Here is a 22,702-nt window from a genome sequence, read left to right on the forward strand (position 1 = left end):
AGCGTTGTGTCATCGGCGCTACGGCCCGGATTTGCCGCCAGAAAAAGTAGAAATAACAGAGGCTCGATTCCCGAGCTGGCAGTAGGAGCGCCCTTCCAGGGCGCGATCTTGACTTCCCGCGCAATCAGGGTTTTTGCCTCATGCGGAGACGCGGAGAGCGCGGAGGGCACGGAAGCACGGCGGGATTTTTAGGAGAGCCTTTCCAGCGTGCGGGGGATCGGGTTCGTTCAACAGGCCTATCAAAGCCCGAGGTCGTCCTGGACATAGCCGCACATATTCGGGAAATAGCCGGGTAGCAATCTCCCGCGGTTACCTCTTGTCGACGCAAAAATACTTCCGTCGACTTTCTTTGCAATTCGAACATGGCCGTCCTCAAGTTGGTCACCGGCTAGATATCGGGACGTGCGCGCAACTTCCGCCAATTCTTGCGTAATTGCGTCTATATGTTGATCAAGCAAATTTGAACTTACGTACAGACTCCAAAATTTTGTATCGCTGGCCAACTTCAGAATTCGCCGTGCCTCATCGTCAACGAAATCGTCAATTTGTCCTTCGTCGGAACCAGCGTATTGATCTCGAAGAGCAACGAACCCGATCGCGTATGCCAGTGCTTTGGCGCGGCGGACGTCCTCCGGGGCTCTGATTTTCAAATCAATGAGCATCGATTTCAGCAATTCGAAGTGTATTCGAATCGCCGGTGAATTTTTCGCGGCGATACCCATCGCGACGATGACTTCGGCCGATCGATCACCGTCGGCGAATTTCTTGACGATCTGCTCGTGAGAATTGCCTCTGTTATGAAAAAAATAAGAGCATCGTATCCGGCTGGGGAATTCCTTTTTCATGACCGCATCCAGGTATTCGGCTTGCGTGTATTTCGATCGAATAAAGCGCTCGACGCCGACGGTCCGCGCCACGATGTTCGAGGCCATGGCCTCGTCGTTGTTGTACCTCTGATTTTTCAACAGGAGATAGGCGTCCAGCGTCCCTAATTCGCCTAGTCCTTGAGCACAATGGCCCGCCATGAAACGCGGAATTTCCGCCGAAAGATACGGCTTGGATGACACGCTTTCCCACATTAGACGCCCCTCAAGGCACCGACGAGCAAACTCCTTCGCACGGGCGTCATTCTTCCGCGTTAATAGTGCGATCGCGCGCGCGGCCTGCAAAACTCCCCATGTTTGGCGCCCGTCTTGCGGGGATGTCCCTATCGCCCCGACATAATCAAGAAGTGTGGTAACGCTGTCCTCGTTACCGACCACTCCAAGCGCGATAGCCGCCCGTCCCACTTCCAGAGCATCGTTTCTACGTCGGATCTTCTCGTGCAGTAACGGGATGTATTGTTCGGGATTCTTGATGGCCTGATCGAGCAAATCTTCGTATAGCGCGGAGTCTGTTTCCTCGTGGTCTGCGACTTTTGGCATCGACGACAATCGCATGATTTCGGCAAATTCCGGCGACTTCCGATCAAATGCGTTGTGAGTGATCGCCGCGCGAACGCCGTTCGCAGATTCAAATATTTTGGGCGTCTTTTCCTTGCCACGCGCCCAATAGAGAGTGCTTAGCGCGACGAAAAAAATTATTGCAGCCGCAAGAATGCGACGGGTAACGGAATCGGAATCGTGCGGATCGTTGGTTTGCCTTTTGCAAAGCTCGCAATCCGGACGATCCCCGAGCGTCGATAAATTTGTTTCGTTCTCCGTGCCGCAGCCCATAAATTCGATTATATCGCGCCTACGCGCGAATTCACCTGCGAATATTCGTCGCGCGTAAAATCTCCGGCGCGTCGGGCCGCGTGAACCAGGGGTTGTCGGACGCGTCGCCGGTGATCACTTCGGCGCGGCGCCACGCTCGCCAGTACGCCACGTCATAGAGCTGCGGGGCGATGTCGAACAGGCCGCCGGCCGCTTCGTCGTGCGTCAGGTCGACGGCGTACGCGCGGGAAAACAGCGCACGGCCGGTTTCTAGCAGCGCATCAACGCCGTCGAATGTCTCCTCCGCGATCGCCGCGGCGAACAGAACCTTCGCGGCGAAGCGGCGCGGCAGATAGAGGCGCACGAATTCCATGAAACGCTCGTAGTCGCGCGCGGGCGGGCCGGCGAGAAGGCCCGCCCATTCGACGAACGCCGGGTGGCGCACCACGCCGTCGAGCAGGAACGCCGCCGTCTCCGTCGCGATCGCGGGGGCAAACGGCGCGCCGGCTGCCTGGTCCGCCGTCATCGCGCGGGCGAAAAGCGCGTGGCCGGTTTCGTGGAAAAGAGCCTGCGTCGCGTCGGGACCGTCCGCGGGCACGTAGGCGACGCGCACATACGACGGCGCGTCGATCGCGTAACACGCCGCGGCCGACGGCTCGCGCGTGTCCGTGCGCGCCTCGTACCGCACGCCTTCGCGCGACGCGCCGATCCGCGCGAGCACGCGATCGAGCAGCGCGAACTGCACATCGCGCGCGAAGTCGTGCGCGAACGTCGGACCGGACAGCAGAAACGGAATATCCGCGCGACGCACCTGCCCCGCCGGCAGGCCAAGCTGCATCGCCGCCGCGTCGGCGAGAGCGTGTTTGTAGTCCGCGTCGGTCGCGTTGAGAAACGCGCGCGCCCCGTTTTTGGTCGTCTCGTCGATCGCGCGTCCGAGCGGCGCAAAGAGCGACGCGGCATCCGCATACCCGGCCTTTCGCGCCGCGGCACGGCGCACGGCGATGCGCTCGAACAGCAGCGGGTTGATCTCGCGATACGCCGGCACGAGCTTTCGGAAGATCGCTCGACGCACCGCCGCGTCGGGCTCGGCGGCGAGCTTGGCGCGAAGCCCGGCGATCGGCTCGCCCTCGCCTCCCTCCGTGACGTATCGCCGGATGCGCGCGTCGTGCGCCGCGCTTGCGCGGTCCATCGCAAGGAGCGCCACGCGCGTGCGTAGTGCGGCGAGACGCGCGATCTCGCCGGCGTCGTTTGTCGCGGAAACGGCGCCGTCGATGATCGCAAGCGCGTTTTCTGGAAGCGGCGGCGCGAGACGGATATTGACCGCCGCCGGCGAATATTTGCCGACCGCCGCATTCCACGCGCGGCGCGCGCGGGCGTCGAGGATCGCGCCGACGATCGTGCGGATCTCCGGCGCGGTCGCGTTCATGCGCGCGTCAACCGTGGACGGCGCCGCCGTCGACGACGAGCGTCTCGCCGGTGATGAACGCGGAGTCGTCGGAGGCGAAAAACAGCACCGCGCCGGTGACGTCGTCGACCTCGCCCAGGCGCTTGAACTTCTGCCGCGAAAGCGCGATTTCCATGATCTCCTCGGACTCCCAGAGCGCCTTGGAAAATCGCGTCTTGATGATGCCCGGGCACACGACATTGCAACGCACCCCGAACGGCGCCCACTCGTCGGCGAACACGCGCGTCAATCCGATGAGCGCCGACTTGCTCGCGGAGTAGAGGCCAAGGCCCGGCATCGGCTCGATCCCCGCCGTGGAGGCGATGTTGACGATCGCGCCCGCGCCATGCTCCTGAAACGTCGGCAGCAGCGCCTTGGAAAGCAGAAACGGCCCGCGCACGTTGATCTCGAAGATCTTGTCGAACGCCGCGGCGTCGGAGAACATCACCGGCCCGAAGACGGGATTCGTCGCCGCGTTGTTGACGAGAATATCGACGCGGCCGAACTCGTTTTTCACGGCGTCGACGGCGGCAACGATGTCCTCCTCGCGCCCGACGTGGCACGCAACGGCAAGCGCCTTTCCGCCGGCGGCGCGGATGGCGCCGGCGACCGGCTCGAGAGCCTCGATCTTGCGCGATAGAAGCGCGACGGCGGCGCCCTCTTTTGCGAAGCGCTCCGCGACGGCCTGGCCGATGCCGCGGCTCGCGCCGGTGACGATCGCGACCTTGTTTTTCAATCGATCTGCCATTTTTTCCCCCGTTTGCGCGATTCACTCGCGCGGATGTTCAGAACTTGAGCGTCACGTCGAGCTGGGCGCCGTCGAACGGCGGCACGGTGCGGCAGATGCCGCCCGAGCACACGAGTCCGCCCTTGATGCGCCCGTAGAACGCGCGCAAATCGACGTGCTCGCCGGCGCGAAGGCGCGCCTCGCCCGACCAGAAATCCGGATCGTCTTCGCCCTCGACGCCGCCCGCGCCCGCCGCGAGCGGCTCGTCGGAGCGCTCGTAACGCAGCGTGACGCTGGCGATGCCGCCGTAGAGCCAGCCCGGCGCGACGGAAAACGATCCGTATTCGGTGCCAAGAAACGTATCCATGCCGTGGAAATCCTTGGCGCGCACGGCGAGATCCGCCTCGTGCCGGCCGAAGAGCGGATACGAAAAATCAAACTCCCCATGCACCCAGCGGCCCTCGGGCTCCTCGCGATAGCCCGCGGTCGCGACGGTGTGCGCGCCGTTCGGGAATACGATGTCGAATCCGCCGTAGGTGTGTTCGGCCCATTCGATGCTCGCGTCCAGGTCGTAATGATCGGCGAGCTCGTCTGGCGGCGTCTCGTGCCGGCGCGCGTGGTAGTAGCTCGCGAGGATCGACGACTCCCAGAACGGCAGCAGCACCTCCGCGAGCCCGCGCGCGCCGAGAATGTCGGTGCGGTCGGGCAGATGGCCGAAGGTCTGCTTTTCGAATTCAAGAATCGGCGGGGCGGCGTGCGGGTAGTCGAAACGGTAGTAGTCCTGCCCTTCGGCGAGGAACGTCACCGGGCCGGCCGCGAGGTTCATCGAGGCGTACGCGCCGCGGCCCTCGATCAGCTCGGGGTCGAGGTCCTTTTTGCGGTCCTCGCGGATGTACCAGGCGTACTCGCCGTAGATTTCGCCAAGCCCGCCAAGCTGCATCCAACGCAGGCCCGCTCCGGCGATGTCGTAGGGATCGTCCTCTTCCTGCGCGGCGAGAGCGATGTCCTCATCCGTTTGCAGCACGCCGCCGAGAAAGCGCGCGGAGGCAAACCCCCAGCCGGGCATGCCCGCGACGATCTGTCCGCCGCCGGCGATGTCGCGCTCGTCGAGCGCCGGCTCGTCCTCGCTCGCTCGTTCAGGCTTGAACGAGAGATCGTCGCCCTCGTTGATGACGCCACCAAGGGCGCGTAGCTCGACATGCCCTCCCTTGTCGCGCACCTGCGCCACGCCGCCGAACAACGTGTCGTCCTGGCCGAATTCGTCGAGCGCCTGAAGTGCGAGCACAAGCCCTTCGCCCAGGCGATTGTGCGAGTCGCCCGCGCGCACGAACACGGTGGGGCTTTCGTATTGCACGTACGCCTTTTCGAGCCAGTACTTCAGGCGGTACTGCTCCTGTTCAAAATAAAACTCGGAATCGTAACGGACGCCCGCGGCGAACCGGCTCTTGATGACCTGAAGGTTGAAGCGGTTGATGAGGGCGAGAAAGTGCAGGTCCTCGTCGGGCGAGGTCTGATCGTAGAGCGTCTTCAGCGTCTCGGTGATGGCGACGCTGTCGGTCACCGGCGTTTCGAGTTCAAACGCGCGCGCCGGCGGCGCAAGCGCGATCGCGGCGACAAGAGCGATCGCGAGCCGGGCGGAGGATCGGAGCATGCGCGCGGCCCCGTGTCGGCGTCAGTTCGCCGCGTCGAGCGCCGCGCGAATGCGCGCCTCGAGCGTTTCGCGGAATCCGGCGTCAAAGCCGGTGTGCGTGAACGCGACCTTGCCCTCGCGGTCGATCAGGACCGTGAACGGCAGGTCGCCTTTGGGATTGTAAAGCCCGACCACCTTCGAGTTCGCGTCGTACAGCACCGGGTACGTCACCTTCTTGCGTTTGACGAGTTGCCGCGCGCGCGCCGCGCCGGAGGACGCGTCCGTGTTGATCGAAAGAACGGTGAATCCGCGGCCCTCGAATTCCTTGTAAATTTCCTCGAGCGTCGGCATCTCCTTGAGGCACGGCAGGCACCATGTCGCCCAGAACGACATCAGGACGACGCGCCCCTTGTGATCCGAAAGCGACATCGGCTTGCCGTCCGCGTCGGTCAGCGTGAAGGCGGGCGCCGCGCCGCCCTCGGAAAGCGCGTACGCGGATGCCGCGCAGACGAGCGCCAAAAGCGCGATCGCGGCGGCAAGGCGGGCGGATGTTTTCGGAAGCGTCATGGCGGGCTAAAGTTACGGAGCAACGCAAGGGGCGTCAACGAGCATGGCCATCGACAAACAGACCGCGATCGACGAACTCCGGCGGCGCATCGGCGAGATCCACGCCCGCGACGCCGCGCAACGCGCGGGCCTTTCCGTCGTGGAGGACGACGACGGCATGGACCTGCGCCGCGTGGACACGCCGTTCGGCCCCGTGTCGATCGCGGAAACGACGTTCGCGGCCGGCGCGTTCTACGGTTTGGCGCGCCTGTCCGATCTGCTCGAAACGCCGCGCGAGCACCTGGCGCACGTTTTCGGCCTTGACGACGCCGGCGGGCTTGCGCCGGCGGATTCGCTTTCGCTTGATATCGAAACGGCCGGGCACCCGAGCGGCGCGGGCGCCTTCGCCTTCATGATCGGCCTGGCGTACTACGAGGGCCGCGATTTCGTGCTGCGGCAGATCTTTTGCGCATCGGCGGAAGAGGAAGCCGCGAGTCTGTGGCTTTTCGCGGAGCACGCGGCGGCGCGGCGCTTCCTTTTCACGTACAACGGACGCGGGTTCGACGTACCGTTTCTGGCGCGGCGGATGCGGCATTTCGGGATGGACCCGGCGTTCGCGTTCATGCCGAATCTCGATGTGCTCCTGCCCGCGCGCCGCGTGTGGAAGGGCGCGGCGGCCGACTGCCGGCTGACGACGCTCGAGCGCGAGGTGCTGCGCGTCACGCGACGGCGCGATATTCCGAGTTGGCAGATCCCCGAAACCTACGGCGAATACGTTCGGCAGCGGAACGTGCGCCTCTTGCGTTCGACGTTCGATCACAATTTGTACGATGTCGCGACGATGCCGGCGCTCGCCGCGCGCATGGCCAGCGCGGCGTTTTGCCCCGATCCCGACGAAGCGGGTCTTTCGCCCATCGAATCCGCGGGAATTGCGCGGCTTCACCTTTGGCGCAAGGACGAGGCGCAAGCGGCGCCGTTTCTGGAACACGCGGCGCGCGACGGCGGCGATCACGGCCGCGAGGCGCGGCGGCAGCTTGCGCTGATCTTCAAGCGCGCCAAACAACCGGACCGCGCGGCGCGGCATTGGGAGGCGATCGTGGAGGCCATCGAGTCCGGTGCGCCATTTGACGGCACGGCGTTTATCGAGCTGGCCCGATATCACGAACGCACCCGCAAGGATCCCGCCGCCGCGCGGGAGGTCGTCATCCGCGCCCTGGCGCATTGCCCGCCGGGAAATACGCGGCTGCGTCACGAGCTGTACGAAAGAAGGGAAAAGTTGTCGGAGAAGGCGGCGAAATCGACCCCAAGGCCGCGCGCGATTCCTTCTTGACGGCCTCGCGGCTTGCCCCTATAAAAAGCGCGTCTTGAGGGCTGCGCGGGAATAGCTCAGTGGTAGAGCATCGCCTTGCCAAGGCGAGGGTCGCGGGTTCAAATCCCGTTTCCCGCTAGACGCGAAAAACGGCCGCCGGCGTTTGCCGGCGGCTTTTTCGTCTTTGCGCCCGGCTTCCGCGCTTCTTGAACGGCGCTCCCAACGCAATTCGCGATCGTGATTCGCCGCTGAAAAACGCGCAAACGCGCAATATTCAGCGCGCGGAAACTGGCGCCGTTTGGCGCGAGCGACGGAAAACGGAGGAAAAACGCGTACCCATGCGCGCAGGATTTAAGGCACGGGTTTTGCGATAGGTCATTCTGTCCGCGACGTCCATGAATGGTAACCGAGTCGCGATCGCGACGGTTTTTCAAAAGGAGTGCGTATCATGAAATATTTGAGGATTTCGATCATCGCCGTGGCCGCCCTGGCGCTTGCGGTCGCCGGTATGGGCTGCGGCGATGAAGGAGACGGCAACGGCGAGGTCAAGGGCGATGTCAGCGACCTCACGGAGGGTGCGCTCGCCGAAGTCGAGGTTGTCGTGATGGACGACGGCACGCTTTACGCGGAGGAAATCGAGCTCGGCGAATTCGACGACGATGACGACGACGATGACGATGACGACGATGACGACGATGACGACGACGACGACGACGAGGACGAGTTCGAAGAAGAATTCACCGCGCCGGTCGAGGCCATCGCCGATGACTTCTCGTACTTCGTGGTTTATGGCGACCTGATGGTCGCGCTCGATCTCGAAGACGACGACGAGGACGAAGACGAGGACGATGAGGACGAAGGCGAATTGACCATCGACCAGTTGTCGGTCGGGCAGTGGGTCGAGGTTGACGGCCTCTACGGCGAAGGCGACGGCATTTTCCACGCCGACGAGATCGTGGGTGCCGGCGAGGAGGAACGCGAGATTCAATCGATGATCCAGAACCTCACCGACAGCAGCTTCGAGATGATCGGCCTGACGATCGCCTACGGGGAAGACACCGAGGTTGAGTTCGCCGACGACGAAGACGACGACGACGACGACGACGACGATGACGATGATGACGATGACGATGACGACGATGATGACGACGATGATGAGGACGAAGACGACGACTAGAATCGGCGCCTTGATGAGTCCCGCAACCCAAACTTGCGCAAACCGTCCGACCCGGCCCGTCCTCGCGACGCGCCGGGCCGGGCTTTTCATTGCACTCGCCTTGCTGGCTTTCGGGTGCGCGGCTCTCGCCGCCTGCGACGATTCCGGCGGCGCATCCGAGTCGTTCGCGGTGAAAGCAAGCGATGCGCCGCTCGCGTGCGATCCCGAGGGCGAAACGCCGGGCGCGCTCGCCTGCCGGCTTGCTTACTACACCAATCGCGAACGCGCCGCGCATCCGGAGGAATCCGATTTCGCGGCACCGCTCGCCTGGGACGCCGACCTCGCCGCCGTTGCGCGGGACTACAGCGAACGCATGTGCGACGAGGGCTTTTTCGACCATGTCGATCCGAAGGGCGCGAGCATGGAGATGCGGCTTATGGCCGCGGGTATCTCGTACGTGAAGGCCGGGGAAAATCTTGCGCGCGGCCGGAACATGTCGCCGAAGACCGCGGTCGAGATGTTCATGGACGAGCCGTCCTGCCGGCCAAACCATCGCGCGAACGTGCTTGACCCGGAATTCACGCACGTCGGCGTCGGCGTCGCGTTCTGCCGCGGGCGTACCGTCTACACGCAGCTATTCGCGCGCTACGAACCGCGCTCGTACGCAAGCCAAATTCCCTACTGCTTCGGCCGATAGCCGTTTCGCGCGCCGGCCGCGCGCGATAGGCAACATCCGCTCCGGGCATCGGAGCGGATGTCGATTCGCGTCGATCCGGCAGGGAGCGTATCAGCCCTTGTCGCAGCCTTTCCCGTCTTTCTTGTCTTTTTTCGATTCGACCTTTCGGCAGTCGCAATTGCCATTCGCGTGCTGAAATTTCTCGTGCCCGTCCGGGCAAGACTTCCAGGCGCACGAGTCAACGTCGTCATCGCCATCGTCATCGCCGCCGTCGTCATCGCCGTCATCGCCGTTGTCGCCGCTGTCGTCATCGCTGTCGTCGTCGCCAACCGATTCCGGTATCACGCCGGCGCCACAGTTTCCGACGCCGAGCGGATCGGTGCCGGCCGCGGCGATCTTTGGTGGATTGTCGTCGATCGAATAGACGTACGCGGCGCCCGGAATGGCGTAGAGGCTGCAGATCGCATATTCGCCGCTCGGCGCGCCCGCCGGGAGAGCCTTCGCATCGCCGCCCGTGCCGGAAAGGGACGCCAGATTGATAACCGCGTATTTGTCCGTGATGTTCTTGCTCGACCCGCGTCCGTAGAGGCCTTGCAGGTCGCCGATGGCCGGCACCGACATCGTTTCCGTGTAGCGAAATTCCGCCACCTTCTGGATGTCGCGAAGCTGATCAAGCGCCAGGGCGACCGTCGCCTTGCCGCGCGTACCGGAAATCGCGGTGATCATGATGCCCGACAGCACCAGGATAACCGCCATGACGGTCACGAGCTCGACAACGGTAAAACCCGATCGATTCGTCGTCCGTGTCTTCATAAACGCCCCCTCCAATGGGCACGAGGGGAGTCTCTCAACTTCCGTGCCACGCGTCGCAAATGAAAAATACCGCCGCAATATCAAGCAGATAGATTGCAGGCGTTCATGGCGCTTCGAAAACGTGACCGTTACGCGTTGTAAGGTTGGCGGTTTTCGTAATACGGCATTTCCGCCGCACGCACGACTGCCGGAGCGCGTCGCCGCTACGCGAAACCCTGCTTTTTCAAAAGGTCCAGCAGGTGCGCGTCGGGGTCCTTGCCGGTCGCCGCGCCGAGCAGGCGCTCGACGTATTTGCCGATGAGGTCGGCCTCAAGGTTCACGGCGTCGCCGTTGGCCAGATCGCCGAGCGTCGTATTCGCGGCCGTGTGCGGAATGATACCGACCGAAAAAACGGCGCCCTCGACCTCGTTCACCGTAAGGCTCACGCCATTGATCGCGATGGAGCCCTTCGGGATGAGGTAACGTGCCACCGCCTCCGGCACGCGAACGCGGATCGCGATGAAGTCCGGCGCCTTCTCGATGCTCTCCACCGCGCCGAGGCCGTCGATGTGCCCGGTCACCAAATGCCCACCGAGCCGATCCCCAAGACGCACCGCGCGCTCGAGGTTCACCCGCGAGCCGGTGCGTAGCTTCGCGGCGGTCGTGCGTTTCAGGGTTTCCTGCCCGATATCGACGAAAAAGCGGCCGATGCCGACATCGGTCACGGTGAGGCAATAGCCGTCCACGGCGACGGAATCGCCCACGCGCAACTCGCCCGCGAATTTCGTCTCCACGGAGACGAACATGCCGGTGCCGCGCGGCGACGCCCGCTCAACGCGCCCCACTTCTTCGACGAGTCCGGTGAACATGAGAACGCATGGTGGCACAGACGGCACGAATTGGGAATTGCGACAGGCGAATGGGGCGCGATGTCTATGCCGCAAACGCAGTCGCCCCGCTTCGAGCGGGGCGGGACGGAGTGCGCGGTCGGCGCCGCTACGCACAGATTGCGCGTATCTCGTGTTGCCCGCGTCCATAAAGTCCATTATGTCCATGAGGTCCATTTCTGCGGGCACGGGCAAGGGGCAAGGGGCAAGGGAGGAATCGCAATGGCCTACTGGATCATCAAACAGGAACCGTCCACCTACTGCTGGGACGACCTCGTCGCGGACAAAAAGACCGCGTGGGACGGCGTGCGTAACTATCAGGCGCGCAACAACATCCGCCTGATGAAAAAAGGCGACACCGCCCTGCTCTACCACTCCGGCGACGAGAAACGGATCGTCGGTGTGACGCGCGTCGTAAGCGAACCCTACCCCGATCCGACGACGACCGACGACTGGAGCGCGGTGGATGTCGAGCCGGTCTTTCCCCTCAAGGAGCCCGTGACGCTCAAGACGATCAAGGCGGACAAGGATCTGAATGAAATGGCGCTCGCGAAGAATTCGCGCCTGTCCGTCTGCCCGCTGTCGAAGGCGCAGTACGACAAGATCGTGAAGATGGGCGGGCGCGGGAGGATTTGAGCGCGGCGTGGTGAGCGGGCGGTTCTTTCGACGGTACGCGGAGCGCACGGGGGAGACACCGAGGGCACGGAGATTTTTTGTCACCGCAAATCAACTCGCCAAAGGGCCTGGGTGAAATGCGATGGACTTGAAACCAGATTCTCTCGGTGCTCTCCGTGTCTTCCCGGTGTCCTCTTTGTACCGTCGAATATTCGTTGACCCCGGACGGCGGCGGTGCTATCCCGTTGTCCTCTTCCCGTCCGTTTGACATTGGGGGCAAAGATGCAGTCCGACATCCGTCACGGGCCGTCGTTCGCGACTCTTTTCGTGTCGCTATCCGACGGCGAATCCGTCCGCACCGAAGCGGGCGCCATGCTGGGCATGTCGCCGAACCTGGAGATCAAGACCAAGGCGCAGGGCGGCTTTTTCAAATCGCTTTTGCGCAGCATCTTCGGCGGCGAAAGCATCTTTCAGAACACCTACACCGCTAAAGGCGGCGCGGGCGAATTGTACGTCTCCCCCACGCTGCCGGGACATATCGTGCACCGGAAAATCGAAAAGGGCGCGCCGTTCACGATTCAGGCGTCCGCGTTCCTCGCGTGCACGCCGGACGTGACGCTTTCAACGAAATACGGCGGCATGAAATCGCTGCTCTCCGGCGAGGGATTGTTCCTGCTCGCCGCCGAGGGCGAAGGCGATCTCTGGATCAACAGCTACGGCAACATCGTCGAGGTCGACGTGGACGGCGGGTACGTCGTCGATACCGGACACATCGTCGCGTTCGAGGAAGGCCTCGCGTTCAAGGTCAAAAAAGTCGGCGGGTTGAAAAGCACGCTGCTTTCCGGCGAGGGCTTCGTCGCCGAATTCACGGGCAAGGGAAAGCTCTTCATCCAGAGCCGCACCGTGTCCTCGCTCATCGGCTGGATCACGCCGATGCTGCCGGCGCGCTAGGGGGAACCGATGCGTATCGATATCCAGCACCGTCCGTCGTACGCGGTCGCCGACGTGCACCTGTCGCCGAACGAGTCGATCGTCAGCGAGGGCGGCGCGATGGTCGCCATGAGCGCGGGCGTGAACGTTTCGACGAGCACCATGAGCCGCGGCGGCGCGGGCGGATTGCTGAAGGCCGCCAAGCGCCTGCTCGCGGGCGAAAACTTTTTCCTGAACACATTCACTGCAAACGCCCAGGGGCACGTGTCGCTCGCCCCGACGCTCGTCGGAGACATCGAGCACATCGCGCTTGACGGCACGAAGGCGCTCATCGTGCAAAGCTCAAGCTGGCTCGCGTCCTCGCCGGGCCTTGAGATGGACACGAAGTTCGGCGGGCTGAAAGGGCTGTTCTCCGGCGAGGCGCTTTTCTGGATGCGCGTTTCCGGCACGGGCGATCTTCTCATCAACAGCTTCGGCGGCCTGTTCCACAAGGACATCGACGGCGCGTTCATCTGCGACACCGGGCACATCGCGGCGTACGAGGACACGCTCGAATACAAGGTCAAAAAGGTCGGCGGGCTGAAGAGCACGCTGCTGTCCGGCGAAGGGCTCGTGTGCGAGTTTTCCGGCAAGGGGCGTCTTTACATGCAGACGCACAACGCGAGCGCGTTCGGTCAGTTTTTCGGCCACAAACTTCCGCCGAGAAAGCAGTAGGAAAAATTGAGGATTGAGGATCGAGGATTGAGGATCGAGTTCGGGCAAGAACTTCCGCCAAGAATGTCGTAGGAGAACGTCATGGAATACAACATCACCGGACGGCCCGATTACGCGATGGCCGACATTTCGCTATCCGCGGGCGAGAAGATCGTCGCCGAATCCGGCGCGATGGTCGCGATGAGCCCGAACGTCAAGATCGAAACGAGCGCGAAAGGCGGCCTGCTCGGCGGGCTCAAGCGCATGGTCGCGGGCGAGAGCTTTTTCGTGAACACGTTTTCCGCGGAAGGCGCGCCGGGAACGATCAAGCTCGCGCCGAGCGCGCCGGGCGACGTGGAAGTGCTGCGTTTGCAGAACCAGACGTACTACATGCAGTCCGGCGCGTACCTCGGGCACTTCGGCGAGATCACCGTCGATCCGAAGTTCGGCGGCGCGAGGAGCTTCTTTTCCGGCGAAGGTTTTTTCCTCATCAAGGTGAGCGGTACGGGCACGGTGTTTTTCAACAGCTACGGCGGGCTCAAGAAGGTGGCCGTCAACGGCTCGTATATCGTGGACACGACGCACATCGTCGCGTTCCCCGACACGATCACCTACAACGTGGAGACGGTCGGCGGCCTGAAGGCGACGTTCCTGTCCGGCGAAGGCCTCGTGTGCCGCTACTCCGGCACCGGCGAGATCTTCGTCCAGACCCGCTCCGGCCCCGCGTTCGCGGGATGGATCAACCCGTTCCGGCGGGTGGAGCAGAAGAATAAGTCGTAGGGGGTTGTCGAGACGCGGCGCCCGCCACTGTCCGTGCGCGAGCGTAGCGACGCTCGTCATCCTGAGGCGAGCGAAGCGACACCCGTCGTCATCCTGAGGCGAGCGCAGCGAGCCGAAGGATCTGGCCTCGAACCGGAAGCCGCGTGGCCGTCAACAGGGGCGAGCCAGATCCTATTTCCGGAATCGCGCGCGGCCAATCCGGGTCGTAGCTTAGCCGGCTCCCTGCGGCAACGAACTCGGCGACAAGCGCGGAGAGTTTCGGCCGGCGTTCGCTTTCGGGGGAATTGGCTACTCCACGAATTATCGGCTACTATATGGCTACTCACGGAGTTCCGGATGCTTTCCCTTAGGCCCGAAAACCTGATCGACGGTTCGATTCCTGTCGGTACCGCCTGGCTTCTCGCGGCCTGTATGGAGGCGCGGGGCAAACAGGATCTCCGGGCGCGACAGATGCCCGAGGACCTCAAGGCGCTGCGTGAACAAGCGATCATTCAAAGCGCCGAGTCGTCCAATCGAATCGAAGGAGTGACCGTCGCGCCCGATCGCCTCCGGCCCATCGTTCTCGGACAATCACGTCCGCGCGACCGATCCGAAGAGGAGGTCGTCGGTTACCGGCGCGCCCTGAACTGGATTTTCAACCGCAAGCAACCCATTCGTGTGGAGCCGCGCACAATCCTTCATCTGCACAAGCTGGCGCAGGGCGGCCTCTCCGGCGACGCCGGGAAATGGAAGACGCGCGACAACGAGATCGTCGAAATCCTTTCAACCGGCGAGCGGAGCATCCGCTTCAAGCCAACACCCGCGAAGCAGACGCCAAAGGCCATTGATCGCCTCTGCGCGGCCCATCGTGACCTCGCCGACGCGGACCAGGCACCCGTGTTGCTGGTCGCGGCAACCTTCGTGTTCGACTTCCTGTGCGTCCATCCGTTTCGCGACGGCAATGGGCGCGTGTCGCGACTCCTCACCACGTTGTTGCTGCAAAACGCGGGCTTCACCGTCGCTCGCTATGTCAGCCTCGAGCGCATGGTCGAGGAGACCAAGGAGGACTACTACCGCATTCTGAAGGAATGTTCGGTCGGCTGGCACGCAGGCGCAAACGACCTGCTCCCGTGGTGGAACTACTTTTTGTCCACGTTGCGAAGCGCATACACCGAATTCGAACACAAGGTGGAGGCATCAACCGCCCACGGAGGGAAAAGCGACCTCGTGCGGCACGCCATCGAGAATCAGCCGGGTCCGTTTGCGCTCGCCGAGATTCGGGCGCAATGCCCATCGGTCAGCTTGCAACTGATCAAAAAAGTGCTGATGCAGATGAAGTCGAACGGCGAGGTTACGTTGACGGGCCGCGGGCGCAGCGCACGGTGGGTTGTCCTGTAACGGACACCGTCATCGCTTCATCGGGCAATCACTATAGCACGTTCTGCGGGTCGATGTCGGCGCGAAGATCGACCGTGGACGGCAGGTTCGGCTCGCAGCGGGCGAAGACCTCGGCGACAAGAGCGGAGAGCTTCGCGGCGGTTTGCGCGCGAAGGAGAAGCTGGCGGCGGTAGCGATTCTTGACGCGGGATATCGGCGCGCGCGCGGGGCCGAGCACGTCGTCCTCCGTCGATCCGAATGACGACGCGGCGAGCCTGGCGGCGCGGCCGACGGCGCGGGCGGCGCGTGCGACAACATCCTCGTCGAGTCCGGTGACGCGCAGCATCGCCAGGCGTGCGAACGGCGGATAATTCGCGGCGCGGCGGCGCTCGATCTCCTGCGCGTAGAACCCTTCGAAGTCGTGCGTCGATGCGCAGCGAATCGCCCAGTGGTTCGGGTTGTAGGTCTGAATGACGATGCGCCCGGGCCTGTCGGCGCGGCCCGCGCGGCCGGCGACCTGCGTCACGAGCTGGAAGGTCCGCTCCGCCGCGCGGAAGTCCGGGAAGTTCAGCGTCGTATCGGCGCGGATGACGCCGACAAGCGTCACGCGCGCGAAGTCGTGGCCCTTGGCGACCATCTGCGTGCCGAGAAGGATGTCCGACTCGCCGCGGCGGAACGACTCCGTGACACGCTCGTGCCCGTCGCGCCCGGTGACCGAATCGCGATCGAGTCGCGCGACGCGCGCGTGCGGAAAGCGATGTGCGATTTCCGCCTCCACCTGCTCGGTGCCAAGTCCCGCGTAGAACATCCTGTCCTTCCCGCACATAACGCACTGCGCGGAGGGCGCCCTGCCCTCGCCGCAGTAGTGGCACACGAGGCTTTTCGCGCCGTGGTGGTAGGTGAGCGCGACGTCGCAGTTCGCGCACATCGCCGTTGCGCCGCACTTGAGGCAGAACATGTGCGTCGAATAGCCGCGCCGGTTCAGAAGCAGGATCGCCTGTTCGCCGGCCGCGAGCGTTTCGTCCATCGCGGTCGCGAGCTCGGGGGAGAAGATCGCGCGCGCGCGGGGGATGTCGGGGGGGGAGGATTGAGGAATGAGGATTGAGGATTGAGAGTCGGACGCGACGCGCTTGGCTTCGCGGGCGGCGTGGGCTTTTTCGAGCGCGGCGTCGCGGCGCGTTAGTGCTTCTTCCTTTTCGAGCGGGCGCAGATCGACGGTCGTGACCGACGGCATCGGATTTTCGCGCGGGCGTTTGGTCAGGCGCAACAGGCGATAGCGGCCGGACTGCGCGGCGTAATACGTCTCGAATGACGGCGTCGCTGACCCGAGCACGACGGGGCACCCGACCTGTTTGGCGAGGCGGATCGCCAGGTCGCGCGCGTTGTAAGGGATGCCGTCGTCCTGCTTGTAGGAGCCGTCGTGCTCCTCGTCGACGACGATGAGCCCGAGTGGATGGACGGGCGCGAACACGGCGCTGCGCGCACCGACGACGACGCGCACGCGGCGATGCATCGCGTCGCGCCACAGGTCCAGGCGCTCCGGTCCCGCGACCCCGGAGTGCGATGCGCGCACCACGTCGCCGAAGCGGCCGACGAATCGCCCGACGAGTTGCGGCGTCAGCGCGATCTCCGGGACCAGAACGATGGCGCCCTTGCCCGCCGCGAGCGCGCGCTCGACCAGTTGCAGGTACACCTCGGTCTTGCCGCTTCCGGTGACGCCGTGCAGCAGAAACGGCGAAAAGCGCGCCTCGTCGATGGCCGGCGCGATCTCGGCGACGGCGGCCGTCTGCTCCGTCGTGAGCACGGGGGGCTTTTCGTCCGCGCCGCGCAACGCGCGCACGCGGCTGACGTTGACGCTCTCGGATACGACGAGCCCGCGCGCGGCGAGCGCGTTCAAAACCGCGTGCGGCGGAAAGCCAAGCGCGTCCGCGATTTCGGACGCGGTGATCGCGTCGGGCTGTCCGCGAAGCAGGTCGAGCACCTCTTTTTGCCGCGCGCCGCGAAGCTGTGCGTCCGGCTCGCCGAAAGCCCGCCAGCGCGTTTCGTATTTGGGCTTCGATGTCTGCCCCGCAAGCTCCGCGACGATCTCGACGAGCCCGCGTTCGGACAACGCGCGAACGGTCGCGCCGGAGACCGCGGGCGATCCCGATGTCAGCTTTCGCCATTCGATCGCGCCGCCGCCGGCGACAAGCGCGGCGAGCACGGCGCGTTCGCGCCTGTTGAGCGAATCGGTGGCAAGCGCCTTTTTGCCCGCGTCGTTGATGCGCGCGACGCGGCGCGTGGCGGCGAGGATCCCCGGCGGCAACGCGGTGCGCAGCGCTTCGCCAAGCGGCGCGAGGTAGTAGCGCGACATGAAGCGATACAACTCGAGGCGCGGCGCGTCGAAAAGCGGCTCGTCGGCCAGCAGGGCTTCGATTCGCTTCAGCTCGCCGATGTCCGCGGGCGCGCCATCGGGAAAATCGACGACGAATCCCGTCACGCGGCGCGTGCCGAACGGCACGACGACGCCGGTGCCGACGGCGAGCTTTTGGGCGACGCCCGGCGGCGCGAGATAATGGAACGTGCCGCGCACGGGAAGCGCGATCGCGACCTCGACAAGACGATCCGCGCGCGGGGCGCTTCCGGAGGCGGGACGGTCCGCGTCCGCGACGCGGTCCATGGCGCTACTCCGAATAGGTGCGGAGAATCCCCCGCACGCGGTCGGCGAGCTCGGGGCGCTTGAGCGCGTACGCGATATTCGCTTCGATGAATCCGACAAGCTCGCCGGCGTCGTAGCGAAGGCCGTCGAGCACGTGCGCGTACACGCCGCCGCCCGGCTTTTCGTTCAGCAGGTTCATGGCGTCGGTGAGTTGAATCTCGCCGCCGACGCCGGCCGGCGTGCGGTCGATGCACTCGAAGATGTCCGGCGTCAGAAGATAACGCCCGATGATCGCGATGTTCGACGGCGCGTCGGCCTTGGGCTTTTCCACCATCGCCTTCACGCGCATGAGGCGCTCGTCGCCGTCGCCCGGATCGATGATGCCGTAGCGGTGCGTCTCGTTTTCCGGCACGCGGTACGCGCCGATGACGGATCGCCCGCAGCGCTCATGGCCCTCGATGAGCTGGCGCGTCGCGGGGGTTTCGGCGTCAAAGAGATCGTCGCCGAGCAAAACGACAAACGGCTCGTCGCCGACGAGATCGCGCGCGCACCAAACCGCGTGGCCAAGCCCCTTGGGAACCCCCTGGCGCACGGACGCAATACTCGCCATGGTCGAGATTTCGCGCACCATCGCAAGGCGCGCGGTGTCGCCTTTCTTTTCGAGCGCGGCCTCGAGGCCGATGTCGCGGTCGAAGTGGTTCTCGACCGCTTCCTTGCCGCGCGCGGTGACGAAGATGATATCGGTGATACCCGAGTCCACGGCCTCAGCGACGATGTAGTGGATCGTCGGCCGATCGACGATGGGCAGCATCTCCTTGGGGATCGCCTTTGTCGCGGGCAGGAACCGGGTGCCGAGCCCGGCGACAGGAATGACCGCCTTGCGGACTTTCACGCCTCGCTCCTTTTCGTTGCGCGGATGGATCGTGTTCCGGGCGGAACGTGGATCACCGTAGCGCATGGGTCGCGTTGCGATCAAGGCAAACGCGGCGCGGGGCGTTTCGCGCTTTACAGGCCCTCGCGTTTGAGACTATCGTCCCGGCGTTTTGATCGGGAATTTTTCCATTCGACGCGCCCGCCTCGCGGCGCCCCTTCTGGCGGCGGTTCTCGTCCTTTGCGCGTCGCCCGCGCACGCGGTGTGGTTCTGGGGAACCAAGCCGCTTGGCATGGGCACGGCCTTCACGGCCGTCGCCGACGACAACAACGCCATTCAGGTGAATCCCGCGGGCATCGCGCAAGCGAGCTGGTACGCCATCGCGTTCAACTACGAGCGCCGCGAACACGAGATCGGCGACTATCCGCAGCTCCACGAGGACGAACTGACGCCGGACGAGGACGTTGCCGACTTCGGCTCGGAATTTTTCGTGGACGAGGACAACACCATCGACGCACGCGAGAAGAACATCTCCGATTTCTTCCACGGGTCGGTCGTTGACGGAAAGACCACGTCGAATTTCGCGGCGGGTATCTCCTTTACGGCGGCGAACTTCCCATCGCGCACGTTCAACGAGGGCAAGGACTATCGCGCGGCTCTCGCGCTGGCCGGCAACTTCGCGGACACGGTCTTTATCGGCGGCGCGGCGAAATACAACCAGCTCGAGGCCGGCGAAGGCAACATCAACGCGGACTTCGGATTTCTCGTGCGTGCGTTTGATCTTGTCGGGTTTGGTCTCGCCGGACGCAATGTCTTCGGCAGCCAGGATCCGTACCGCATCGAGCGCGAGGTGGCGGTCGGCGTCGCGGGCTTCGTGCTCGATTACGCAACGGTTGCGTTCGACCTGACGAAAATCTTCGATGTGGACGAGGAACAGACGTTCAATTTCGCGACCGGCGTCGAGGGTTTCGTTTTCCGCCAGGCGTCGACGCGTTCGGGCCTCGCGCTACGCGGCGGATTCACGTGGGATCAGATCTTCGATCGCGATCACTATTCGCTCGGGTTCGCGTGGATCGCGCCCGAGGGCACGCTCGGCTATTCGTTCCGCGGCGACATCGAGAATTCGCGCAACTTCCAGCACTCGATCGAGATTTCGATTCGCTTTTAAGACCCGATCGTCCGGAAGCCGGAAAAACCGGAAGGCGGGACGGTCATTGCGGAATCACGGCGCCCATGATTCCATTCCCGATTCGCGCTTCCCGATTGCGAATCAATTCATTTCAAATACGCGAATCTCGCCCTCGTGTTCCGGGTCGACGTACCACAAAATCACGTCGGGTTTTTCGTTGCCGCGTACGTTTTTCACGATGACGTTGCCGGTCGGCGGCGCGTTGAAGGTCGCTGCCGCTTCGGGCGCGAACGCATCGCCCTTGCGCTCGCGCACCTCGAGCCGTCCGAGCGCCGGCGAGATCAGCGCGTCGGGTTCGCCGTCGCCGGTGAAGTCGTGCCCATAGACGGGCGGCGTGCCGAGCAGGCCCGCGCGGCTCATCACGTCCAGACGAAACGTCGTGGCGCGAACCTCCCCGGGCTCGAGCGCGTAGAGCGATGGGCCGCCGCAGTAGAAGAGCTGATAGTCGATGCCGACCTTGCTTGTCGTCAGCATCTTGACCACGGTCATGACGCTCACCTCGACGGACGGCATGACCAGATCGCGGCAGCCGTCGCCGTCGGCGTCCGGAAATTCGAACCCGCCCGAAAAGCCCTTGCCCGCGGACTCGTATGTCGGCGTTGTCGGCAGGCCGCCCGCGCCGCCGCGAAAGATGCGGGTCTGCGAGCGGTAGTTCGTCAGCCCGCCGCCGAATTTGTTGACGATTACATCCCCGCGGCCATCGCCGTCCAGGTCACGCACGACGGCCTGCGCGCTCACGTTGCCCTCGCGCCTTTCTGCGGTGGTGCGTACCTCGTAGTCGCGCCGAAACGCGGCCTTCGTCGCGAACTTGCCCGCTTCCTGCCTGAAAACCGTTAGCGTCGTGCCGGCGATGACGTAGAGATCCGTCGCGCCGTCGCCGTCGTAATCGAAAAGCGCGGGATACGGCACATCGATCGTGACGTTGGCGAGCGCCCCCGCCGCCTCGTCGTCGTTGGATGGACCGTGCATCGATCCCGTTACCGCCAGCGGCAGGGACTCCGCGGGCGCAAGCCCCTTGCCGTTTTTTTCGAGCACGACCACGCGGTCAAGGCCGATGGAAAGCAGCTCGGTTTCCGGCCCGCCGCGCCAGTTCCGCGCAAGCGAAAGGCGCGGCAGGCGTTCCTCGTCGGGGACGAGGATCGGCGCCCCGACGGTCGCCACACGGCTCGATTCGCCGGCCGCGCCGCCTTCGACACGCACGGCGTCAACGCGCCCACGCCCGATGAACAAGATTGCCGCGCCGTCACCAAGGTTCGCAATATCGAACGCGGCGGCCCATCCCGGCACATCGAGCGTCACCTCGCCCGCGCCGTTCGCGAACACGCGCAGCTTGCGCGACGTACCCTCATCGCCGACGCGCGCGTAGGCGGCGACGATCTCCGCACGGCCGTCGCCGTCGAGATCCTCCGCGACCACGGCGGACAGCGGTCCGTCCACGCGCATCGGCAGCGCTTCGTCGGCGAGAGCGTTTGCGGCGAAGATCCACGCCAGCGCGATGGCGACAATCCGCTTCATGCCTTCCGTCCCGTCAACGCATCCACGATTTTCTCCACGATTTCTTCCTCCGGCGCCGCACCCGTATCGATGACAAGGTGCGCCGACGCGCGATAAATCGCGTCGCGTTCGGCGAGTACGCGCCCGATTTCCGCGACGGGGTCCTGGCCGGTCAGCGTCGGCCTGTCCGCGATATTCGCGCGAACGCGCCTGGCGAGCACGGCGACCGGCGCGACGAGGTAAACGACGAGATCCGCACGCGCGAGATATTCGCGATTTTTTTCGGCGAGCACCACGCCGCCGCCCGAATCGCAGACGAAATCCGCCGGCCCGTTTTCGAACAGATCGGCAAGCGCCGCGGACTCAATCTCGCGAAATGCCTCCCACCCGCGTTCGGCGACGAGATGGTCGATCGACGTCCCCGTACGCCCGCGCACGAGATCGTCCGTCGAAACGGCCGGCACACCGACGCGCGCCGCGAGCCACCCCGCGATCGTCGATTTCCCCGCGCCGCGTGGACCGATAAGGACTACGCGCACGATGTCTCCGTGGCGTGCGATTTCGGAATTCGAATTTCGGATTTCGGATTTGCAAACTCAAAATCGCATTTCGAAGGTACACCGAGGGCACGGGGAAGACACGGAGGACACGGAGGGATTGTGGATGTCCGTCGCTCATTGGTCCCGCGAATGAGGACACCGTTGTTTCGCATTCGCCATTCGCAATTCGCCATTCGCAATTGAGCGCGGCCTTCCAGCCTTCCAGCCTTCCAGCCATCCATTCTTTTCAGTTGCATCATCACACCCATTCGCAGCCCGGTATCGCCATGAGCGCTTCGCGCATGGCGTCCATCGGCGCGTCGCGCGCGGCGAAGGCACGGATTTGCGCGGCAGCCTGCGCAAGGAACATGCGCGTGCCGGGGATCGCGATGGCGCCGGCGGCGAGCGCGTCGCGTAGAAGGCGCGTTGACGCGGGGCGATAAATCGCGTCGAGCACGGCAAGCTGCGCGTGCAGCGCTTTCGGCTCAAGCGGCGTCGCGTCCGGATCGGTCAGGCCGACCGGCGTCGTGTTGATGAGAATTTCGACGCGCGTGATCGCCTCCGAAACGTCGTCGGCCGCATCGACGATTTCGACGTCGTCGATCGACGCGAGAAGACGCATATCGGCCACGAGCCGGCGCGCGCGATCCGGCGTGCGCGCGATGAAGACGACCCCCGCGGCGCTACCCTCGATCGCCGCGGCAGCCGCCGCGGCGATCGAGGGTAGCGCCGCGGG

At 64.3% G+C, this 22,702-nt stretch carries 21 protein-coding genes and 1 tRNA gene; 10 read left to right on the forward strand and 12 right to left on the reverse strand.

The window, feature by feature from the left end:
• Positions 1-239 precede the first annotated feature (239 nt).
• Genes K8I61_19765 through K8I61_19785 form a run of 5 tightly spaced genes read right to left on the reverse strand, consistent with a single transcriptional unit; the run spans position 240 to position 6,062 of the window.
• On the reverse strand, positions 240-1,715 hold the full coding sequence (locus K8I61_19765; GenBank protein ID MBZ0274283.1) for a hypothetical protein: 1,476 nt from the start codon (positions 1,713-1,715) through the stop codon (positions 240-242).
• A 31-nt stretch (positions 1,716-1,746) separates the two neighbouring features.
• Positions 1,747-3,120: a hypothetical protein gene (locus K8I61_19770; GenBank protein ID MBZ0274284.1), complete on the reverse strand. Its 1,374-nt coding sequence runs from the start codon at positions 3,118-3,120 to the stop codon at positions 1,747-1,749.
• A gap of 7 nt (positions 3,121-3,127) precedes the next feature.
• Positions 3,128-3,886 (reverse strand): SDR family oxidoreductase, encoded by a 759-nt coding sequence (locus K8I61_19775; protein ID MBZ0274285.1) that lies wholly within the window; start codon positions 3,884-3,886, stop codon positions 3,128-3,130.
• A gap of 37 nt (positions 3,887-3,923) precedes the next feature.
• The gene (locus K8I61_19780; GenBank protein MBZ0274286.1) at positions 3,924-5,516 is read right to left on the reverse strand and encodes a DUF6029 family protein; all 1,593 of its coding nucleotides are present in this window, start codon (positions 5,514-5,516) and stop codon (positions 3,924-3,926) included.
• 21 nt (positions 5,517-5,537) lie between these two features.
• On the reverse strand, positions 5,538-6,062 hold the full coding sequence (locus tag K8I61_19785; protein ID MBZ0274287.1) for a TlpA family protein disulfide reductase: 525 nt from the start codon (positions 6,060-6,062) through the stop codon (positions 5,538-5,540).
• 43 nt (positions 6,063-6,105) lie between these two features.
• On the opposite strand from K8I61_19785, the gene K8I61_19790 reads away from it, so the two are divergent.
• From K8I61_19790 to K8I61_19805, 4 genes are all read left to right on the forward strand, one after another.
• Entirely contained in the window at positions 6,106-7,371 is a 1,266-nt protein-coding gene (locus tag K8I61_19790; GenBank protein ID MBZ0274288.1) for a ribonuclease H-like domain-containing protein, read from the forward strand.
• Between the two features lie 45 nt (positions 7,372-7,416).
• A tRNA-Gly gene (locus tag K8I61_19795) sits at positions 7,417-7,488 on the forward strand.
• A gap of 310 nt (positions 7,489-7,798) precedes the next feature.
• Positions 7,799-8,527: a DUF5666 domain-containing protein gene (locus K8I61_19800; GenBank protein MBZ0274289.1), complete on the forward strand. Its 729-nt coding sequence runs from the start codon at positions 7,799-7,801 to the stop codon at positions 8,525-8,527.
• Complete coding sequence (locus tag K8I61_19805) at positions 8,415-9,203, forward strand: CAP domain-containing protein (GenBank protein MBZ0274290.1); 789 nt, start codon at positions 8,415-8,417, stop codon at positions 9,201-9,203. Before K8I61_19800 ends, K8I61_19805 begins: the two co-directional genes overlap by 113 nt.
• Before the next feature lie 90 nt (positions 9,204-9,293).
• Here the strand turns inward: K8I61_19805 and K8I61_19810 are convergent, their stop codons facing one another.
• Positions 9,294-9,995, reverse strand: coding sequence for a type II secretion system GspH family protein (locus K8I61_19810; protein MBZ0274291.1), 702 nt, complete (start codon positions 9,993-9,995; stop codon positions 9,294-9,296).
• Positions 9,996-10,198: 203 nt separating this feature from the next.
• On the reverse strand, positions 10,199-10,843 hold the full coding sequence (locus tag K8I61_19815; protein ID MBZ0274292.1) for a riboflavin synthase: 645 nt from the start codon (positions 10,841-10,843) through the stop codon (positions 10,199-10,201).
• A 240-nt stretch (positions 10,844-11,083) separates the two neighbouring features.
• Here K8I61_19815 and K8I61_19820 point away from each other — a divergent pair, with 240 nt between their 5' ends.
• From K8I61_19820 to K8I61_19840, 5 genes are all read left to right on the forward strand, one after another.
• Positions 11,084-11,497 (forward strand): EVE domain-containing protein, encoded by a 414-nt coding sequence (locus tag K8I61_19820; protein MBZ0274293.1) that lies wholly within the window; start codon positions 11,084-11,086, stop codon positions 11,495-11,497.
• 261 nt (positions 11,498-11,758) lie between these two features.
• Positions 11,759-12,427 (forward strand): TIGR00266 family protein, encoded by a 669-nt coding sequence (locus tag K8I61_19825; GenBank protein MBZ0274294.1) that lies wholly within the window; start codon positions 11,759-11,761, stop codon positions 12,425-12,427.
• A 9-nt stretch (positions 12,428-12,436) separates the two neighbouring features.
• The gene (locus K8I61_19830; GenBank protein MBZ0274295.1) at positions 12,437-13,120 is read left to right on the forward strand and encodes a TIGR00266 family protein; all 684 of its coding nucleotides are present in this window, start codon (positions 12,437-12,439) and stop codon (positions 13,118-13,120) included.
• An 81-nt stretch (positions 13,121-13,201) separates the two neighbouring features.
• Entirely contained in the window at positions 13,202-13,879 is a 678-nt protein-coding gene (locus K8I61_19835) for a TIGR00266 family protein (protein MBZ0274296.1), read from the forward strand.
• Between the two features lie 336 nt (positions 13,880-14,215).
• Complete coding sequence (locus tag K8I61_19840) at positions 14,216-15,256, forward strand: Fic family protein (GenBank protein MBZ0274297.1); 1,041 nt, start codon at positions 14,216-14,218, stop codon at positions 15,254-15,256.
• A 31-nt stretch (positions 15,257-15,287) separates the two neighbouring features.
• Here the strand turns inward: K8I61_19840 and priA are convergent, their stop codons facing one another.
• Together priA and galU are read right to left on the reverse strand one after the other, a co-directional pair.
• The gene (gene priA / locus K8I61_19845) at positions 15,288-17,894 is read right to left on the reverse strand and encodes a primosomal protein N' (protein ID MBZ0274298.1); all 2,607 of its coding nucleotides are present in this window, start codon (positions 17,892-17,894) and stop codon (positions 15,288-15,290) included.
• 4 nt (positions 17,895-17,898) lie between these two features.
• The gene (gene galU, locus K8I61_19850) at positions 17,899-18,831 is read right to left on the reverse strand and encodes a UTP--glucose-1-phosphate uridylyltransferase GalU (GenBank protein ID MBZ0274299.1); all 933 of its coding nucleotides are present in this window, start codon (positions 18,829-18,831) and stop codon (positions 17,899-17,901) included.
• Positions 18,832-18,916: 85 nt separating this feature from the next.
• Here galU and K8I61_19855 point away from each other — a divergent pair, with 85 nt between their 5' ends.
• Positions 18,917-19,912, forward strand: coding sequence for a hypothetical protein (locus K8I61_19855; GenBank protein MBZ0274300.1), 996 nt, complete (start codon positions 18,917-18,919; stop codon positions 19,910-19,912).
• Between the two features lie 102 nt (positions 19,913-20,014).
• Here K8I61_19855 and K8I61_19860 read toward each other — a convergent pair whose 3' ends face one another.
• From K8I61_19860 to K8I61_19870, 3 genes are all read right to left on the reverse strand, one after another.
• Complete coding sequence (locus K8I61_19860; protein ID MBZ0274301.1) at positions 20,015-21,448, reverse strand: VCBS repeat-containing protein; 1,434 nt, start codon at positions 21,446-21,448, stop codon at positions 20,015-20,017.
• Positions 21,445-21,966, reverse strand: a complete 522-nt coding sequence (locus tag K8I61_19865; GenBank protein ID MBZ0274302.1) for a (d)CMP kinase — start codon at positions 21,964-21,966, stop codon at positions 21,445-21,447. The genes K8I61_19860 and K8I61_19865 overlap by 4 nt, the downstream gene beginning before the upstream one ends.
• A gap of 259 nt (positions 21,967-22,225) precedes the next feature.
• The coding region (locus tag K8I61_19870; protein MBZ0274303.1) for a hypothetical protein at positions 22,226-22,702 on the reverse strand (477 nt) is incomplete at its 5' end.

Source organism: bacterium, from assembly GCA_019912885.1.
Taxonomy (GTDB): domain Bacteria; phylum Lernaellota; class Lernaellaia; order JACKCT01; family JACKCT01; genus JAIOHV01.

Excerpts from the sequence above, each read along its gene's own strand:
- K8I61_19765 (MBZ0274283.1), bottom strand. The coding sequence starts at position 1,715 with ATGGGCTGCGGCACGGAGAACGAAACAAATTTATCGACGCTCGGGGAT.
- K8I61_19770 (MBZ0274284.1), bottom strand. The coding sequence starts at position 3,120 with ATGAACGCGACCGCGCCGGAGATCCGCACGATCGTCGGCGCGATCCTC.
- K8I61_19775 (MBZ0274285.1), bottom strand. The coding sequence starts at position 3,886 with ATGGCAGATCGATTGAAAAACAAGGTCGCGATCGTCACCGGCGCGAGC.
- K8I61_19780 (MBZ0274286.1), bottom strand. The coding sequence starts at position 5,516 with ATGCTCCGATCCTCCGCCCGGCTCGCGATCGCTCTTGTCGCCGCGATC.
- K8I61_19785 (MBZ0274287.1), bottom strand. The coding sequence starts at position 6,062 with ATGACGCTTCCGAAAACATCCGCCCGCCTTGCCGCCGCGATCGCGCTT.
- K8I61_19790 (MBZ0274288.1), top strand. The coding sequence starts at position 6,106 with ATGGCCATCGACAAACAGACCGCGATCGACGAACTCCGGCGGCGCATC.
- K8I61_19800 (MBZ0274289.1), top strand. The coding sequence starts at position 7,799 with ATGAAATATTTGAGGATTTCGATCATCGCCGTGGCCGCCCTGGCGCTT.
- K8I61_19810 (MBZ0274291.1), bottom strand. The coding sequence starts at position 9,995 with ATGAAGACACGGACGACGAATCGATCGGGTTTTACCGTTGTCGAGCTC.
- K8I61_19815 (MBZ0274292.1), bottom strand. The coding sequence starts at position 10,843 with ATGTTCACCGGACTCGTCGAAGAAGTGGGGCGCGTTGAGCGGGCGTCG.
- K8I61_19820 (MBZ0274293.1), top strand. The coding sequence starts at position 11,084 with ATGGCCTACTGGATCATCAAACAGGAACCGTCCACCTACTGCTGGGAC.
- K8I61_19825 (MBZ0274294.1), top strand. The coding sequence starts at position 11,759 with ATGCAGTCCGACATCCGTCACGGGCCGTCGTTCGCGACTCTTTTCGTG.
- K8I61_19830 (MBZ0274295.1), top strand. The coding sequence starts at position 12,437 with ATGCGTATCGATATCCAGCACCGTCCGTCGTACGCGGTCGCCGACGTG.
- K8I61_19835 (MBZ0274296.1), top strand. The coding sequence starts at position 13,202 with ATGGAATACAACATCACCGGACGGCCCGATTACGCGATGGCCGACATT.
- K8I61_19840 (MBZ0274297.1), top strand. The coding sequence starts at position 14,216 with ATGCTTTCCCTTAGGCCCGAAAACCTGATCGACGGTTCGATTCCTGTC.
- priA (MBZ0274298.1), bottom strand. The coding sequence starts at position 17,894 with ATGGACCGCGTCGCGGACGCGGACCGTCCCGCCTCCGGAAGCGCCCCG.
- galU (MBZ0274299.1), bottom strand. The coding sequence starts at position 18,831 with ATGCGCTACGGTGATCCACGTTCCGCCCGGAACACGATCCATCCGCGC.
- K8I61_19860 (MBZ0274301.1), bottom strand. The coding sequence starts at position 21,448 with ATGAAGCGGATTGTCGCCATCGCGCTGGCGTGGATCTTCGCCGCAAAC.